The organism is Alcanivorax sp. VBW004 (genome assembly GCF_009718865.1).
Classification (GTDB): domain Bacteria; phylum Pseudomonadota; class Gammaproteobacteria; order Pseudomonadales; family Alcanivoracaceae; genus Alcanivorax.
In genome coordinates this window covers 1,694,557-1,709,619 of the sequence record NZ_WNHC01000001.1, presented here as the reverse complement: position 1 = coordinate 1,709,619, position 15,063 = coordinate 1,694,557, and the positions used below count along the sequence as shown (strand labels likewise).

Here is a 15,063-nt window from a genome sequence, read left to right as displayed (position 1 = left end):
CCATGGGCGCGACCTCTTGCGTTTCAAGACAGAGAACCTGTCTCGCGCACTATTAATTATTCATTATTAACTATTAATTGCCTTTAAAGCCCTTCCACACCGCTCAGCGTAGATTCTTCCGGGTAGCGAATTTCGAAGCCTTGCTTGAAACTTTCTTCCCCCCCGGCGGGCAAGGTGAACTGCCAGCGCTGCAGCCCTTTCACATCATCCACGTCGCGGGCATCTGCGGCCTTGCCCTTGGCCGTGACGGTAATATCCTCGTTGCCGGCCACCGGCAGGCGATCCAGCAGATTCACCGTCACCGCCTTGTCGTAATGGGACGTCAGAGTGATGTTCTTCAGCGCAGAAAGGGTATTTTCCTTGCTGATCAGGCCGACCTCCCCTTGCTGTGATGGCTCGCGAACCACGGCAATCTGCAGGCGTGGGTCATCGCCGAAACTCATTTTCACCTGCTCGCCCTGCTTGATGCTGTCGCCGCGATGGTAACGGGCCAGCCGCTGACCATCCCGCAACAGAGTGACACGCCCCGCCAGCCAGGGCAGCGCGCTGGTATTCTTCCATTCCCCCACCAGCAACACCGCCGGCTGCTGCCAGAGATAACTTTCGCGGCTGAGCGTCACCGGCAATTCAGCCTGCTGATAGGGCACCCGGGCACTGGCGCTACCACTGGCCAGAGACAGCGGAGACGAAAGCGGCACGCGCATATCAAAACCGTGAGCCACCGGAGCGGCCACCGGCATCGCCTGCACGCGCTTGGCCATATCGGCTTCGAAGGCGGCCGGTTCCGCCATCACGCTGCGCAGGGACTGTTTGCGCATTTCCGGTTGCGGCGTCGCCAGACGCACAATCCAGGGCTGCGGATCCGGCAGGTGACGGTAACCGGCCGGCACCAGCCCCAGGGTGGCACTGACATTCTGCCAGTCCTCGCCGGTGCGGTTATGAATCAGCGCAATCCCGGTAACGGCTACCGTTTCACTGCCGCTATCCAGATCGACCCGCAATTGATTCTGCCAGCCGGCCTGGCCGGTAAAATACTGCAATTCAACCTGCGCGGTAGCCGACGTTTCGGCACCGACAGTGAGCACCAGTTCGCGGCTGCGAGTCTGTCCCTGTCCCAGCTGCTGACGCTCCTGTCGCAGAGCCTCCAGCTTGCGTTGCTGTTCTTCCCGGGTCACCACACGCTGATTAATCGACGCCTGCCGTTGCGCCACCGCCTTGCCAATGGACGCCCAGGCACTGGCCCATTTTTCCACCGGCACCTGGGCAAACACGGCCTCACCTTGTGGCGCCTGCCCCATCAGGGATTGCAGATGATTAATCTGCTGCTGGTCCAGGCTGTCTGCTGCCCGGGCGGCGGCCATGGCCTGCTCCAGTTCGAGAATCGCCGCATCCAGCTCGGCACGACGGGCCGAGACATCGCCCTCAGCAATGGCAAATCCTTGCCGCATCCCCAGCAACTCGGCACCTTTCACCGCCACCTGCAGACTATCCAGATCCAGCTCCGGCAAACCTTTCACCACCAGCTGGTGCTCACCGGCGGGCAAGGCCTGGGAGAAAGTACGGCTGAGATGAGCCTGGGCGGGAAACAACACCGCCTTGCTCACCGGAGCGGTGACAGCAAAGTCAGCGGCAAACAGGGGAATCGGGATCAGGGCACAGGCAAGCAGTAACGAACGTTTCATTAATAAGGCCTTTCCGTTGGGCGATGCCTGTTAGTACCGCAGGTATGGGAAAGGTTCAAGCGGGCAAACCCTGACATCGGCCAAGAGGCGATTTACGAGCGATAAGACCTCTGAAAAAAAACCAACATTGGTAATATCTGTGGGAAGTGATGCTCGCATCACGAATAACGGTGGAAAGCTAAAGCGCCTTCGCGATGCAAGCATCGCTTCCCACAGTGGCATCGCCGTCTTCAAGAAATGCAAAGTTCAAGCGCGGCTTTACCCGTTAACGCAAAGAGGCCGCACCCAGAGTGTGGGCGCGGCCTCTTTGTCTCAATGTGGTAACACTTAGCCCGCGCTCTTCAACTTTGAACTTTGAACTTTTCACTCAACCCGTCCAGCGCCGCAATCAGCGCCTGGTTCTGTTCTGCCGTGCCCACAGTGATACGCAGGTAGTCCGCAATACGTTCAGGCTTACCAAAGTGACGCACGATAATGCCTTGCTCGCGCAGCCCTTGGGCCAGTTCAGCACCACTATGCTTCTCGTGGCGGGTAAAGAGAAAGTTGGCCGCCGAGGGCAAACTCTCAAAGCCACGCTGCGCCAGCTGTTCGTTGAGCCACTCGCGCTGGCCAATCACCTGCTCACAGCCTTTTTCAAACCACTCCTGATCCTCAAACGCGGCCACGCCGGCGGCAATGGCCAGGCGATCCAGCGGATAGGAATTGAAGCTGTCCTTGATGCGGTTCAGACCATCAATCAACGCTTCATCACCCACAGCCAACCCGATACGCAAACCGGCCAGGGAGCGGGATTTTGACAGGGTCTGGGTAACCAGTAGATTCGGGTAGCGGTTTACCAGCGCAATTGCCGTGGTGTCGCCCTGCCCCGGGCTACCGGCAAAATCGATATACGCCTCATCGATCACCACCAGGGTTTCCGTATTGATCTGTAACAGGCGCTCAATCTCACTCAGCGGCAACAGCTTGCCGGTGGGCGCATTGGGATTGGGAAAAATAATACCGCCGTTGGGGCGCGGCTTGTCGCCCTCAAGATAATCGTCCACCGCAATGCCCAGCGCCTCATCGAGCGGCACTGGTTGATAGTCGATTTGATACAGGCCGCAATACACCTTGTAGAAACTGTAGGTGATATCCGGAAACAACAGCGGCTGATCCTGTTTGAAAAACGCCATAAACAGGTGCGCCAGCACTTCGTCGGAACCATTACCGACGAACACCTGGGAACGCTCGATCCCGTAGCCTTGATTGGAATAGTAATCGGCGATGGCCTGCTTGAGCTGGCTGCTGTCCGGGTCTGGATACAACCGCAGCCGATCATCCGCTTCAGCGCGGATCGCCTCGATCACTTTCGGCGACGGCCCGAGCGGATGCTCATTGGTGTTCAGCTTTACCAGCTTGTCCATCTTGGGCTGCTCGCCGGGCACATAAGGCTCCAGCCCATGAACGAAGTCGCTCCAGTATTTACTCATAGTGATTCCGCCTGCATGCATCAGGCAACACGCAACACGCGTGAAGGCGTGGTGCGTGAGGCGTGTTAGCGTTTCTTGATTCTATATTCCGCACTGCGGGCGTGGGCCGTCAGGCTTTCGCCGCGCGCCAGCGGCGAGGCGATTTTTGCCAGGGTGCTGGCCCCGTCCGGGGAGCAACCAATCAGCGAGCTGCGCTTCTGGAAATCGTACACACCCAACGGCGAGGAAAAGCGCGCGGTGGCACTGGTGGGCAACACATGATTCGGTCCGGCACAGTAATCACCCAGTGCTTCCGGGGTGTGGCGCCCCAGAAAGATGGCACCGGCATGACGAATTTTTTTCGCCCACTGCTCCGCATCATCAATGGATAATTCCAGATGCTCGGAGGCAATGCGGTTGGCAATGTCGATGGCCTGATCCAAATCCTGCACCTGGATCAATGCGCCCCGGTGCTTCATGGACGTGCGAATAATGGTTTCACGCTCCAGGGTCGCCGCCAGCGTTTCCATGGATTCAGCCACCTGTTCCAAGAACGCCGCATCCGGGGACACCAGAATCGCCTGGGCTTCTTCGTCATGCTCCGCCTGTGAAAACAGGTCCATGGCGATCCAGTCCGGGTCGGTCTTGCCGTCGCAGACCACCAGAATCTCCGAGGGGCCGGCAATCATGTCGATACCGACTTTGCCGAACACCTGCCGCTTGGCTTCGGCCACATAGATGTTGCCGGGGCCAACGATCTTGTCCACCGCCGGCACGGTTTCGGTGCCATAGGCCAACGCGGCCACCGCCTGCCCGCCGCCCAGGGTAAAGAGCTTGTCGACACCGGCAATGGCCGCTGCCGCCAGAACCATGTCATTGATGATGCCGTCCGGGGCGGGCGAGACCATGATGATTTCGCCCACGCCGGCCACCTTTGCCGGCAACGCATTCATCAATACGGAGCTCGGGTACGCCGCCTTGCCACCGGGCACATAAATGCCTGCGCGATCCAGCGGCGTCACCTGCTGGCCCAGCAAGGTGCCATCGGCTTCGCGATAGTGCCAGGAATCCTGCTTCTGCTTTTCATGGTAACGACGCACGCGCTCGGCGGCGGCTTCCAGGGCTTCGCGCTGCTCGGCAGGAATGCGCGCCAGCGCGGCTTGCAACTGGGCGTGGTCCACCACCAGCTCATCCATGCTCGCGACGTCACGACGATCAAAACGGTTGGTGTATTCCACCAGTGCAGCATCGCCACGCTTGGCCACATCCTTGAGGATGCCGCGCACACGATCCGCCACTTCTTCGTCGCGCTCTTCCGACCAGGCGGTTAGCGCGGCGAGCTTGGCATCAAAATCAGCGTCTTGGGCATTCAGCCTGGTGGTTTCCATGATCCCTCTCGTTCAACGCAACAGACCCGCACACCTTCAGCAACCCGCGTGACCGCGTGAAACCTGTTGCATGCAAGCGTTAACTTAATCCGCTTTTAACCCGCTTCGCGGGACGCCACGGCCTCGGCCAGCTTGTCCAGGATCGTCTGGATATCACTGTGGCGGGTCTTCATGCTGGCCCGGTTGACGATCACACGGGTAGAAATGTGGGCGATCAGCTCGGTGGGCTCCAGGCCGTTGGCGCGCAGGGTATTGCCGGTATCGACGATATCCACGATGCGGTCCGCCAGCCCCACCAGCGGGGCCAGTTCCATGGCGCCGTATAGCTTGATCACTTCTGCCTGCTTGCCCTGCTGGGCGTAGTAGGCCTTGGCCACATTCACAAACTTGGTGGCCACTCGCAGGCGGCTGCCGGTTTCCGGGGCATCCTTCATGGCCGCCACCATCAATTTGCAGCGGGCAATGTCCAGATCCACCGGTTCAAAGACCCCGTCACCGCCGTGTTCCATGAGCACGTCTTTGCCGGCCACACCGATATCCGCCGCGCCATGCTGCACATAGGGCGGCACGTCCGTGGCGCGGATGATGATGATTTTCACGTCGTCACGGGTGGTGTCGAAAATCAGTTTGCGTGAGGCCGCCGGGTCTTCCAGCAGCTCAATGCCTGCGGCTTTCAGCAGCGGCAGGGTTTCCTTGAGAATGCGCCCTTTGGAGAGGGCGATGGTCAATGGCTTGCTCATCACAGATCCCGATCCGATCAGCGTGGTACGCGACGGATGATCGCGCCCAGCGATTGCAGTTTCTCTTCGATGCACTCGTAACCGCGATCAATATGGTAGATGCGATCCACGGTGGTCTCACCGGACGCCGCCAGCGCGGCGATCACCAGTGAAGCCGACGCGCGCAGGTCCGTGGCCATCACCGGTGCGCCGGTGAGTTGCTCGACACCACGGCAGATGGCGGTGTTGCCCTGCACCTCGATATCCGCGCCCATGCGGTTCATTTCCTGCACGTGCATAAAACGGTTTTCGAAAATGGTTTCGACAATGGTGCTGGTGCCTTCGGCCACCAAATTCAGGGCCATGAACTGGGCCTGCATATCCGTGGGCATGGCCGGGTAAGGGGCGGTACGCAAGGACACGGCCTTCGGACGGCGCCCTTCCATGTCCAGCTCGATCCAGTCGTCACCGACGGTGATTTTCGCCCCGGCTTCTTCCAGCTTCTGCAGCACCGCATCGAGAATGCCAGGCACGGTGTCCTTGGTCTTGATGCGGCCACCGGTAATGGCGGCGGCAATCAGGTAGGTGCCGGTTTCGATCCGGTCAGCAACGACCTGATGGTGGCAACCGGTAAGGCGCTCAACCCCTTCAATGACAATAGTGTCGGTGCCGGCACCGCTGATCTTGCCGCCCATGGCATTGATGAAGTTGGCCAGATCCACCACCTCCGGCTCACGGGCTGCGTTTTCCAGGTAGGTGGTGCCGTCGGCCAGCGCGGCCGCCATCATCAGGTTTTCGGTACCGGTTACGGTGACCACATCCATAACGATGCGAGCGCCCTTCAGGCGACCGTCCACACTGGCATTCACATAGCCATTGGCCACTTCGATCTCGGCACCCATGGCTTCCAGACCGCGCAGGTGAATATCCACCGGCCGCGAGCCAATGGCACAACCACCGGGCAAGGAAACCGACGCCTTGCCGAAATGCGCGACCATGGGGCCCAGCACCAGGATCGACGCGCGCATGGTTTTCACCAGCTCGTAGGGGGCGGTCAGCTCCTTGATGGTGGTGGCGTTCACTTCCACATTCATGCGGTCATCGATCACCACATGGACACCCATCCGGCCGAGCAATTCGATCAGGGTGGTCACGTCCTGCAGGTGCGGCAGATTTCCCACCGTCACCGGCTCATCAGCCAGCAGCGTGGCGGCCAGAATCGGCAGTGCCGCATTCTTGGCCCCGGAAATACGAATGTCGCCGTCCAGCCGCTGGCCGCCGGTGATGATCAATTTATCCATGAACAATCTCTAGATGGTTGCGTTCTTCCAACCCGATTTCGGCCTGGGGCCGGGGTCAGGACAGGCCCTGATTCTGGGCTTTTTCCCACTCCGCCGGAGTAAAGGCAATAATCTGCACGGCATGGATGGTGTTGCTTTTGATCTGCTCGTCGATGGTGGCATACACCAGCTGCTGGCGTTTCACCGGCATCAGGCCGGCAAAGGCCTCTGACACCACACGAATCTGGAACCGGTCACCGCCGCCTTCCACTGCCACATCGGCATTGTCAAAACCGGCATCAACCAATGCCTGAACTTCTTCCGGATTCATCTTTGCTCCTCATCAGGGCCTTGGTCAGGCCCAAACAGCACTGGAGCGGCCTGCAGCCGCTCCATCAAATCGTCATCAAGGGCGTAATAATACGCGAGCACGCTGCCCCTTACCACGGCAGGCGGGTTCACTCGCCCTGTTTGGCCTCGTCGATGCCGGCATCAATCTTGGCATCCGCAGACCAGTTGTCGATCACCTTGTCGATATCGTTGTACTGCTGCATCCCCTGGGCGAACTGGCTCTTGAAGGTATCGCGCAGATCCAGGCCATTCACATACACATTGATCACTTTCCACTGATCATCACGCAGGAACAGGGTGTAGTAGATCGGCACCACTTGCCCGGAGTTGGTTTTTACCTCCATGCGCACCCGTGCATAGTCGCCTTTACGGTCACCGTCCTGCATGGGCAGGGTTTCGATCTTCTGGCCGTCATACAGGGTAATGCCGGAGGCATAGGTGTTGATCAGGCTGTTTTTGAACACATCCAGAAAACGGTATTTCTGCTCCTTGCTGGACGGGCCAAAGTAGTCGCCCATGACCATGCGAGTGATGCGCTTGAAATCCACCAGGTCAGCCAGCTCTTCACGGACCAGCGCCTTGGCCTTGTCCGGATCCGCCTTGAGCGCCTCGCGTTCCGCCTCGATGCGGGATGTCATGCGCTCCACGGCGTCCGACACCACCTGGCGCGGGTCACTCTCGGCATGGGCCAATGTGGCCATGCCTGCCAGCAGCAGCACCAGGCCGGCGTGCAGCCACGTTCGAATATACCGTTGCAAATGCATAGATTACTCCCTGTTAGTCTCCGGCGGTTTTACGGTGTTCTTTACCCCCTGTCCAGTCATCAACAGCGGCAACATCGTGAACCTTGGTTGTTTTATTGGAGTCACAAAGTTCGATACGGTTCCCGCGCGGAAGGCCGGGTTACCGATTACGGGTCAACGTGAAGGGGGCAACCGGTGTATAATCGCCGCCAACGCCAAGGAGAACGCATGAGTCACGACCATATCAGCGTCGGTCAACGGGTACTGGATATCGAAGCCCGGGCCGTGGATAACCTTAAAGACAGCCTGGACGCCAGCTTTTCTGCTGCCTGCGATCTGATGCTGAATGCCAAAGGCCGCGTGATCGTCACCGGCATGGGCAAGAGCGGGCATGTGGGCAGCAAACTGGCGGCCACCCTGGCCAGCACCGGCACCCCCTCTTTCTTTGTGCATCCCGGTGAAGCCTCCCATGGCGACCTGGGCATGATTACCCCGGACGATGTGGTACTGGCACTCTCCAATTCCGGCGAAACCGCCGAGGTGCTGGCCATTCTCCCGGTGATCAAACGCAAGGGCACTGGCCTGGTCGGCATGACCGGCCGGCCGCAATCCGCGCTGGCACAACTCTCCGACGTGCACCTGACCGTGGCCGTGGCGGAAGAGGCCTGCCCTCATAACCTGGCGCCCACCTCGTCCACTACTGCCGCCCTGGCCATGGGCGACGCCCTGGCCATCGCCCTGCTGGAAGCCCGCGGCTTCACTCCGGAAGATTTTGCCCTCAGCCATCCCGGTGGCAGCCTGGGCCGCCGCCTGCTGCTAAAAGTGGATGACATCATGCACGCCGGCGAACAGCTTCCCGTGGTCAGCGCGGACACGTCGCTCAGCGAAGCCCTGCTGGAAATGACCCATAAGGGCCTGGGCATGACCGCCGTCACTCACGAGGACGGCACCCTGGCCGGCATCTTTACGGATGGGGATCTGCGCCGCATATTCGACCGGGACATTGATATCCGCAAAGCCACCATTGCCGAGGTCATGGTCACCGACCCGATCACCATCGCCCAGGGCCATCTGGCGGCAGAAGCGCTGCAGATCATGGAAACCCGCAAAATCAACGGCCTGATGGTTTGCGATAATGCAGGCAAACCCCTCGGCGCCTTCAACATGCAGGACCTGCTACGCGCAGGAGTGGTATAAATGCCCATGCAATTTTCCTCCGTTGATGCCCAGAACCTGCGCCTGATGGCGTTTGACGTGGACGGCGTAATGACCGACGGCCGCCTGCTGTTCGGCCCCCAGGGCGAAGAACTGAAAGTCTTCAACACCCTGGACGGCCACGGCCTGAAAAAGCTGGCCGCCAGCGGCGTGATCCTGGCCATCATCACCGGGCGCAACTCCCCCATGGTGGCCAAACGCGCGGCAGACCTGGGCATTGAACACGTGATTCAGGGTCGCGAAGACAAAGGGGTGGCACTGGAAGCACTGGCTGAATCACTGAGCATCGCCGCCCATGAAACCGGTTATGCCGGTGACGACGAACCCGATGTGAGCGCCCTGCTCTGGGCCCGGCTCAGTTTTGCCCCGGCCAACGCCCACGACTGCGCCAAAACCGCCGCCGAGCACGTTACCGAACGCCGCGGCGGTGAAGGCGCAGTACGGGAAATCTGCGATGCCATTCTCGCCCTGCGGAGCCAGGCATGAAACGACAGGGACTACTCAGCGCCACCGGCATTCTGATGCTGGGGCTGGTCATGCTGATGACGCTCCACGAGTGGGACAGCACCCTGCCCGGCCAGGACAACGCCGTAATGATGGCGCCGGCCATTATTGCCGACGACGTGACCGCCCGCGCCTTCAGCGAAAAAGACGGCACCCTGCAATATCACCTGACCGCCGACAACCTGGTGCAGTTTGACCACAATCCCCTCACCGAAATGGAAGCGCCGGTGCTGGTCATGGCGAACGACAAGGGCAGCTGGACCATCACCAGCGAGCAAGGCACCGTGGAAGACAATGGCGACCTGATCACCTTTCTCGGCAAGGTCAATGTGGACAACCCCACCCAGAAAGTGAACCTGGACACCGACGAACTGCGCTTCAACAGCGACACCAATATCGCCACCACCCCCGGCGATGTGGAAATGACATTCGACTCCGGCCAGACTCGTGCCGGCGCCCTGGAAGCCGATCTCGACAAGGGCATTCTGAACCTGAAACAAGGAGTAAAGAGTGAGTTTGAAGCACCGGCTTCATAGCACCCGCCGCCTCGCCGCACTGGCATTGCTGGCGACATTGCCCCTGGGCGTTCAGGCCGCCCCCATGGAAGGCCCCATCCAGGTCACGGCAGACAGTGGCCGCTTCGAACAGGATGCGGGCAGCGGCCTGTACCGGGGCAACGTGGAACTGATTCAGGGCAAGCGCAAACTGTTTGCTGACGAAATGCGCCTGTTCACCAAAAATGGCGACCTGGTCCGGGTGGAAGCCACCGGCTCCCCCGTGCGCATGGAGGAAGGCGAGGGACTGAATGCCCACGCCGAAAACCTGGTATACGACATTAACGCGCGCACTCTGGTCCTCACCGGCGACGCTTACATCGAGCATCAGGGCAATACATTTGAAGGCGCCAAGGTGGAATACAGCCTGGACTCCAAACGTGTGGACGCCAGTAGTGAAGGCGACCAGCGCGTTCGCCTGGTGATCCCGGCCGAGAATCAAACCAACGCCACCCGCACCGACGACGATGCTGCCGGCGACGAAGACACCAGCAACTCAAACGACACCCCCGGTGGCGGTAACGACACCGCCTCACCCGACGCGGAGCCCAGCACACCATGAGCCACTTACGCGCCCACCACCTGGCAAAAAGCTACAAGGGCCGCCGGGTCATCGAGGATGTCTCCCTGGACGTGGAAGCCGGCCAGATTGTCGGCCTGCTGGGCCCCAACGGCGCCGGCAAGACCACCTGCTTCTACATGATTGTCGGGCTGGTGGAAGCCGATGCCGGCCGCATTGAGATCAATGACAGCGACATCACCCACCTGCCCATGCACGGTCGCGCCCAGCGCGGGATTGGCTACCTGCCCCAGGAGGCCAGCATCTTCCGTCGCCTGACGGTGGAAGAGAACATCATGGCGATTCTGGAAACCCGCAAGGAGCTGAGCAAGGCAGAGCGCCACGAGCGCATGGAGAGCCTGCTCAAGGAATTCCACATCGGCCACATTCGCGATTCGCTGGGGATGAGCCTGTCCGGCGGCGAGCGGCGCCGAGCGGAGATTGCCCGCGGCCTGGCCACCGACCCGGACTTTATCCTGCTGGACGAACCCTTCGCCGGGGTGGATCCGATCTCGGTGAACGATATCAAGGGTATTATCCGCCACCTGAAAGACCGCGGCATTGGCGTCCTGATCACTGACCACAATGTGCGTGAAACGCTGGATATCTGCGACACCGCCTATATCGTCAGCGCCGGCCACATCATTGCCTCCGGCGATGCGGACATCATCCTCGCCAACCAGCAGGTGCGGGATGTGTACCTGGGCGCCGACTTCAGGCTCTAAACAGACTGCCAGCGACGCCGTGAAAGCACGGACCGGCCTGAAAGCAAGGTAGCCGCGCCCAATGCCTGGACGCGGCTACCTGCTGCCCCCCCCATTGCTGCTCGCCTCGCCACCAACGGCCCACTATCAACCGCCAACGTCACTCACCTAGCACACAAAGACCAGTGGCACAATTCTTGCTTGTTGTGTGATCAGCTTGGTATTCTCGTGTTTTGGGGATCCGCAGAATACCGAGCAGTATGAAGCCCACACTACAACTACAAATTGGCCAGCAGCTCACCATGACGCCGCAGCTGCAGCAGGCCATCCGCCTCTTGCAGCTGTCCACGCTGGACCTGCGCCAGGAAATCCAGCAGGCCGTGGAGAGCAACCCCTTGCTGGAACTGGCCGACGATTTCGGTGACGACAGCCTGCCCGAACATGACGAAGAACGTCAGGACGAGGAGCTGGACACCGAGCGTGACGACGCCCTGGAAGAACTGGTGCAGGACGAACCCGGCGCAGAAACCGAGTGGGACGATGTCTATTCCGGCCAGACCAGCAGCGCCACCGCCTCCCTCCCCGACGATGCAGACGAATGGCAGCAACGCCACGCGGTCTCCGGCAATCTTCAGGACCACCTGCTCTGGCAGCTGAATCTGACGCCCATGAGCGATGTGGACCGCATTATCGCCATGACAATCATTGAATCCCTGGACGACCGCGGCTACATCACCGTGCCCCTGGATGACATCGTCGACATGGTGAACGCCCAGCCGGAGCTGCTCACCGAAGGCGATGAACTGGAGCGCGACGAAGTGCTTGCCGTGCAGCACCGTCTGCAGCAGTTCGACCCCGTCGGCGTAGCCAGCATCGATCTGGCGGACTGTCTGGGCGTACAACTGCGCCAACTGCCCGCCGATACCGCCCTGCGCGACGAAGCCTGCGCCCTGCTGGCTCACCTGGACCTGCTGGAAAAACACGACTACGCCGCCCTGCGTCGCACCCTGCAGACCAGCGAAGACGTCCTGCTGGAGGCCCTGTCCCTGCTACGCACCCTGGACCCGGCCCCCGGCGAGCAGATCGGCGAGCCCCAGGTGGACTACGCCGTTCCCGACGTGATCGTCCGTCAGCATAAGGGCCGCTGGCAGGTCAGCCTCAACGACGACGTGCTCCCCCGGGTCAACCTGCAGCAGCAATACGCCAACATCGCCCGCAACACCAGCGGCGAAGACGGCCAATATCTGCGCAATTGCGTTCAGGAAGCCAAATGGTTCATCAAGAGCCTGCAGAGCCGCCACGACACCCTGCTCAAGGTAGCCACCCGCATTGTCGATGTGCAGCAAGGGTTCTTCGATTATGGCGATGAGGCCATGAAACCCCTGGTTCTGGCGGATATTGCCGATGCCGTTGAGATGCACGAATCGACCATCAGTCGGGTCACCAACCAGAAATACATGATGACACCCCGCGGTGTCTTTGAGCTGAAATATTTCTTTTCCAGTCACGTGGGAACAGACGGCGGCGGTGAGTGTTCCTCCACCGCTATTCGTGCCATTATTAAGAAGCTGGTCGCTGCCGAGAATCCCCGCAAGCCGCTCAGCGATAACAAGCTGGCCAGCTTGCTGAATGAGCAGGGAATCAATGTAGCGCGCCGGACCGTCGCCAAATACAGAGAGGCGATGCGAATACCGTCTTCCAGCGCCCGCAAGCGTTTGGTGTAGGGCGCCAGGACGGATCCCAAACAGGTAAAGGAGCCAGCCATGCAAATTAATATCAGCGGTCATCACCTGGATATTACCGATGCCTTGCGTGCCTATGTGGGTGATAAGTTCTCCCGCCTGGAGCGCCACTTCGATCAAATCACCAGCGTCCAGGTCATTCTCTCTCCGGAACCGAAAACCCATAAAGCTGAATCCACAATCCATATTTCCGGGGCCGATGTCTTCGCCACCGCTGAGGCCGGAGACATGTATGCAGCGATCGATAAGCTGACGGACAAGCTGGACCGCCAGATTCTCAAACACAAGGAAAAGGCCGTCAGCCACAAGCACGGTCACTAACCCAAAGCGACAATTATGCGAGTTCGCGAACTACTGACTCTGGCCCGCACCCATCATGGCGTGCAGGCCAGCAGCAAGAAACAACTGCTGGATCAGGTTGCACAGCTGGCCGCGGCCAGCTGTGACAGCCTCAATGAACAGGAGGTCTTCGATGCTTTGGTCGCCCGGGAAAAACTGGGCTCCACAGGCATTGGCGAAGGCATTGCCATTCCCCACTGCCGGCTCGGACATTGCCAGCAAGCAGTAGGCCTGTTGTTGAAACTGGAAAGCCCCATCGATTTCGACGCCGTTGACGGGCACCCCGTGGACTTGGTGTTTGTATTGCTGGTCCCCCAGGACAACCCGGAACAGCACCTCAAGACACTCAGCCACCTGGCATCCCTGTTCAACGACGACAGCTACCGTGCGGAACTGCGCCACAGCACCGATAACCAACACCTCTATCAGACGGCCGTAGAGTCCGAAGCGGAGTTGCGACTGGCATCATGAAGGAACGCAACAAGCTTTCACGCATCATGCAACACGCCCCAAACGCCCCCTTGTCTATCGATCTTGCGTGCCAGCGTGCTACGTGTGGCGTGCCAGCGGTGCAATCATGAAACTCACCATTATTAGTGGCCGCTCCGGGTCCGGGAAAACCACCGCGCTGCAAGCGCTGGAGGACCAGGGATTTTATTGTGTCGACAACCTGCCCGCCGGCATGCTGCCGACACTGGCGAAACAGCTCAGCGAGGGCGAGCCCCCGATTGAGCGGGTCGCTGTGGGCATTGATGCCCGCAACCTCCCCGCCCAGCTACTGGCTTTCGACAACATCCTTGAAGCCTTGAACGAACAACAGGTGGGCAGTGAAATCATCTACCTGGACGCGGATGACCACACCCTGCAGACCCGCTTCAGCGCCACCCGTCGCCGTCACCCGCTGGGCACCGGCGAGCGCTCACTGGCCGACGCCATCGGCCATGAACGGGAACTGCTGGCCAACATCCGCCAGCGCGCCGATCTGGTCATCGACAGTAGCAACCACGACGTGCACACCCTGCGCAACCTGATGCGCGAACGGGTGGCTCGCCGTGAAGCCGCCCTGTCGCTACAGCTGGAATCCTTCGGCTTCAAGAATGGCCTGCCCACCGACGCGGACCTGGTGTTCGACGTACGGGTATTGCCCAACCCGCACTGGCATGCAGACCTGCGCCCCTTTACCGGCAAGGATGACTGCATCATCGATTTCCTCAGCCAGCATCAGGCCAGTCACGACATGCTCAAGGACATCGGCGATTTCGTGGCGCGCTGGTTACCGGCGTTTGCCCACAGCGATCGCAGCTACGTGACAGTCGCCATCGGCTGTACCGGCGGGCGCCATCGCTCAGTCTTTATCACCGAACAGCTGGCATGGACTCTGCGCGCCAAAGGCATTGCCCTTCAGGTTCGCCACCGGGAACTGCCCAGAGAGCAATAACGCGGCCATGACCTGACACCCGGCCTTTTCCCTTTCAGATCACTTCTGACCACAAGACACCCGATGATTGAAAAGAAGCTCGACGTAATCAACAAACTCGGCCTGCATGCCCGCGCGGCCGCCAAAGTGGTCAGCGTGGCCTCCCGCTACGACAGCCGCATTCTGGTCCTGCACAAGAGCCAGACCATCGACGCAAAAAGCATCATGGGCCTGCTCATGCTTGGCGCAGCGAAAGGCAGTAGCGTCACTTTTCAGGTGGAAGGGGAAGACGAACAACACGCCATGGACGAATTGGAAGACCTGTTCGCCCGCTGTTTCGACGAAGGCGAGTAGCCTTCTAATCACCGGGAAATTTACCACTCTTTACCGCCATCCCACCGGCGACGCTTCGGCCTTC

The 15,063-nt window shown here is 60.1% G+C and carries 17 protein-coding genes; 10 read left to right on the top strand and 7 right to left on the bottom strand.

Features of this window, described 5'->3' with window-relative positions:
* Window positions 1-83: 83 nt before the first annotated feature.
* The 7 genes from F1529_RS07905 to F1529_RS07875 all read right to left on the bottom strand — a co-directional run bounded on the left by F1529_RS07905 (window position 84) and on the right by F1529_RS07875 (window position 7,632).
* Window positions 84-1,682, bottom strand: a complete 1,599-nt coding sequence (locus tag F1529_RS07905) for a DUF4139 domain-containing protein (RefSeq protein ID WP_155133498.1) — start codon at window positions 1,680-1,682, stop codon at window positions 84-86.
* Between the two features lie 341 nt (window positions 1,683-2,023).
* Window positions 2,024-3,151, bottom strand: a complete 1,128-nt coding sequence (hisC, locus tag F1529_RS07900) for a histidinol-phosphate transaminase (RefSeq protein ID WP_155133495.1) — start codon at window positions 3,149-3,151, stop codon at window positions 2,024-2,026.
* 65 nt (window positions 3,152-3,216) lie between these two features.
* Window positions 3,217-4,518, bottom strand: a complete 1,302-nt coding sequence (gene hisD, locus F1529_RS07895) for a histidinol dehydrogenase (protein WP_155133493.1) — start codon at window positions 4,516-4,518, stop codon at window positions 3,217-3,219.
* 95 nt (window positions 4,519-4,613) lie between these two features.
* Complete coding sequence (gene hisG / locus F1529_RS07890; RefSeq protein WP_155133490.1) at window positions 4,614-5,258, bottom strand: ATP phosphoribosyltransferase; 645 nt, start codon at window positions 5,256-5,258, stop codon at window positions 4,614-4,616.
* A 17-nt stretch (window positions 5,259-5,275) separates the two neighbouring features.
* Window positions 5,276-6,538 (bottom strand): UDP-N-acetylglucosamine 1-carboxyvinyltransferase, encoded by a 1,263-nt coding sequence (murA, locus tag F1529_RS07885; RefSeq protein ID WP_155133487.1) that lies wholly within the window; start codon window positions 6,536-6,538, stop codon window positions 5,276-5,278.
* Between the two features lie 55 nt (window positions 6,539-6,593).
* Window positions 6,594-6,848 (bottom strand): BolA family protein, encoded by a 255-nt coding sequence (locus F1529_RS07880; protein ID WP_007151304.1) that lies wholly within the window; start codon window positions 6,846-6,848, stop codon window positions 6,594-6,596.
* Between the two features lie 127 nt (window positions 6,849-6,975).
* The gene (locus F1529_RS07875; protein ID WP_063519841.1) at window positions 6,976-7,632 is read right to left on the bottom strand and encodes a phospholipid-binding protein MlaC; all 657 of its coding nucleotides are present in this window, start codon (window positions 7,630-7,632) and stop codon (window positions 6,976-6,978) included.
* A gap of 207 nt (window positions 7,633-7,839) precedes the next feature.
* On the opposite strand from F1529_RS07875, the gene F1529_RS07870 reads away from it, so the two are divergent.
* From F1529_RS07870 to F1529_RS07825, 10 genes are all read left to right on the top strand, one after another.
* Window positions 7,840-8,808, top strand: coding sequence for a KpsF/GutQ family sugar-phosphate isomerase (locus F1529_RS07870; RefSeq protein ID WP_155133484.1), 969 nt, complete (start codon window positions 7,840-7,842; stop codon window positions 8,806-8,808).
* Window positions 8,809-9,312, top strand: coding sequence for an HAD family hydrolase (locus F1529_RS07865; protein WP_155133482.1), 504 nt, complete (start codon window positions 8,809-8,811; stop codon window positions 9,310-9,312).
* A complete protein-coding gene (gene lptC, locus F1529_RS07860; RefSeq protein ID WP_007149333.1) occupies window positions 9,309-9,866 on the top strand; it encodes an LPS export ABC transporter periplasmic protein LptC in 558 nt (185 codons plus the stop codon). Before F1529_RS07865 ends, lptC begins: the two co-directional genes overlap by 4 nt.
* Window positions 9,841-10,446 carry a lipopolysaccharide transport periplasmic protein LptA gene (lptA, locus tag F1529_RS07855; protein WP_299125297.1) on the top strand — a complete coding sequence of 202 codons (606 nt, stop codon included), beginning with the start codon at window positions 9,841-9,843 and terminating at the stop codon, window positions 10,444-10,446. Before lptC ends, lptA begins: the two co-directional genes overlap by 26 nt.
* Entirely contained in the window at window positions 10,443-11,168 is a 726-nt protein-coding gene (lptB, locus tag F1529_RS07850) for an LPS export ABC transporter ATP-binding protein (protein ID WP_007151483.1), read from the top strand. Before lptA ends, lptB begins: the two co-directional genes overlap by 4 nt.
* A 239-nt stretch (window positions 11,169-11,407) precedes the next feature.
* Window positions 11,408-12,871 (top strand): RNA polymerase factor sigma-54, encoded by a 1,464-nt coding sequence (locus tag F1529_RS07845; RefSeq protein WP_155133479.1) that lies wholly within the window; start codon window positions 11,408-11,410, stop codon window positions 12,869-12,871.
* A 39-nt stretch (window positions 12,872-12,910) separates the two neighbouring features.
* Window positions 12,911-13,210 carry a ribosome hibernation-promoting factor, HPF/YfiA family gene (hpf, locus tag F1529_RS07840; protein ID WP_007151194.1) on the top strand — a complete coding sequence of 100 codons (300 nt, stop codon included), beginning with the start codon at window positions 12,911-12,913 and terminating at the stop codon, window positions 13,208-13,210.
* 15 nt (window positions 13,211-13,225) lie between these two features.
* Window positions 13,226-13,699, top strand: a complete 474-nt coding sequence (gene ptsN, locus F1529_RS07835) for a PTS IIA-like nitrogen regulatory protein PtsN (protein WP_007151552.1) — start codon at window positions 13,226-13,228, stop codon at window positions 13,697-13,699.
* A gap of 106 nt (window positions 13,700-13,805) precedes the next feature.
* Window positions 13,806-14,666, top strand: a complete 861-nt coding sequence (gene rapZ / locus F1529_RS07830; RefSeq protein ID WP_007151424.1) for an RNase adapter RapZ — start codon at window positions 13,806-13,808, stop codon at window positions 14,664-14,666.
* A 63-nt stretch (window positions 14,667-14,729) separates the two neighbouring features.
* The gene (locus tag F1529_RS07825; protein ID WP_007150503.1) at window positions 14,730-14,999 is read left to right on the top strand and encodes an HPr family phosphocarrier protein; all 270 of its coding nucleotides are present in this window, start codon (window positions 14,730-14,732) and stop codon (window positions 14,997-14,999) included.
* Window positions 15,000-15,063: the final 64 nt, after the last annotated feature.

Excerpts from the sequence above, each read along its gene's own strand:
- F1529_RS07905 (WP_155133498.1), bottom strand. The coding sequence starts at position 1,682 with ATGAAACGTTCGTTACTGCTTGCCTGTGCCCTGATCCCGATTCCCCTG.
- hisC (WP_155133495.1), bottom strand. The coding sequence starts at position 3,151 with ATGAGTAAATACTGGAGCGACTTCGTTCATGGGCTGGAGCCTTATGTG.
- hisD (WP_155133493.1), bottom strand. The coding sequence starts at position 4,518 with ATGGAAACCACCAGGCTGAATGCCCAAGACGCTGATTTTGATGCCAAG.
- hisG (WP_155133490.1), bottom strand. The coding sequence starts at position 5,258 with ATGAGCAAGCCATTGACCATCGCCCTCTCCAAAGGGCGCATTCTCAAG.
- murA (WP_155133487.1), bottom strand. The coding sequence starts at position 6,538 with ATGGATAAATTGATCATCACCGGCGGCCAGCGGCTGGACGGCGACATT.
- F1529_RS07880 (WP_007151304.1), bottom strand. The coding sequence starts at position 6,848 with ATGAATCCGGAAGAAGTTCAGGCATTGGTTGATGCCGGTTTTGACAAT.
- F1529_RS07875 (WP_063519841.1), bottom strand. The coding sequence starts at position 7,632 with ATGCATTTGCAACGGTATATTCGAACGTGGCTGCACGCCGGCCTGGTG.
- F1529_RS07870 (WP_155133484.1), top strand. The coding sequence starts at position 7,840 with ATGAGTCACGACCATATCAGCGTCGGTCAACGGGTACTGGATATCGAA.
- F1529_RS07865 (WP_155133482.1), top strand. The coding sequence starts at position 8,809 with ATGCCCATGCAATTTTCCTCCGTTGATGCCCAGAACCTGCGCCTGATG.
- lptC (WP_007149333.1), top strand. The coding sequence starts at position 9,309 with ATGAAACGACAGGGACTACTCAGCGCCACCGGCATTCTGATGCTGGGG.
- lptB (WP_007151483.1), top strand. The coding sequence starts at position 10,443 with ATGAGCCACTTACGCGCCCACCACCTGGCAAAAAGCTACAAGGGCCGC.
- F1529_RS07845 (WP_155133479.1), top strand. The coding sequence starts at position 11,408 with ATGAAGCCCACACTACAACTACAAATTGGCCAGCAGCTCACCATGACG.
- hpf (WP_007151194.1), top strand. The coding sequence starts at position 12,911 with ATGCAAATTAATATCAGCGGTCATCACCTGGATATTACCGATGCCTTG.
- ptsN (WP_007151552.1), top strand. The coding sequence starts at position 13,226 with ATGCGAGTTCGCGAACTACTGACTCTGGCCCGCACCCATCATGGCGTG.
- rapZ (WP_007151424.1), top strand. The coding sequence starts at position 13,806 with ATGAAACTCACCATTATTAGTGGCCGCTCCGGGTCCGGGAAAACCACC.
- F1529_RS07825 (WP_007150503.1), top strand. The coding sequence starts at position 14,730 with ATGATTGAAAAGAAGCTCGACGTAATCAACAAACTCGGCCTGCATGCC.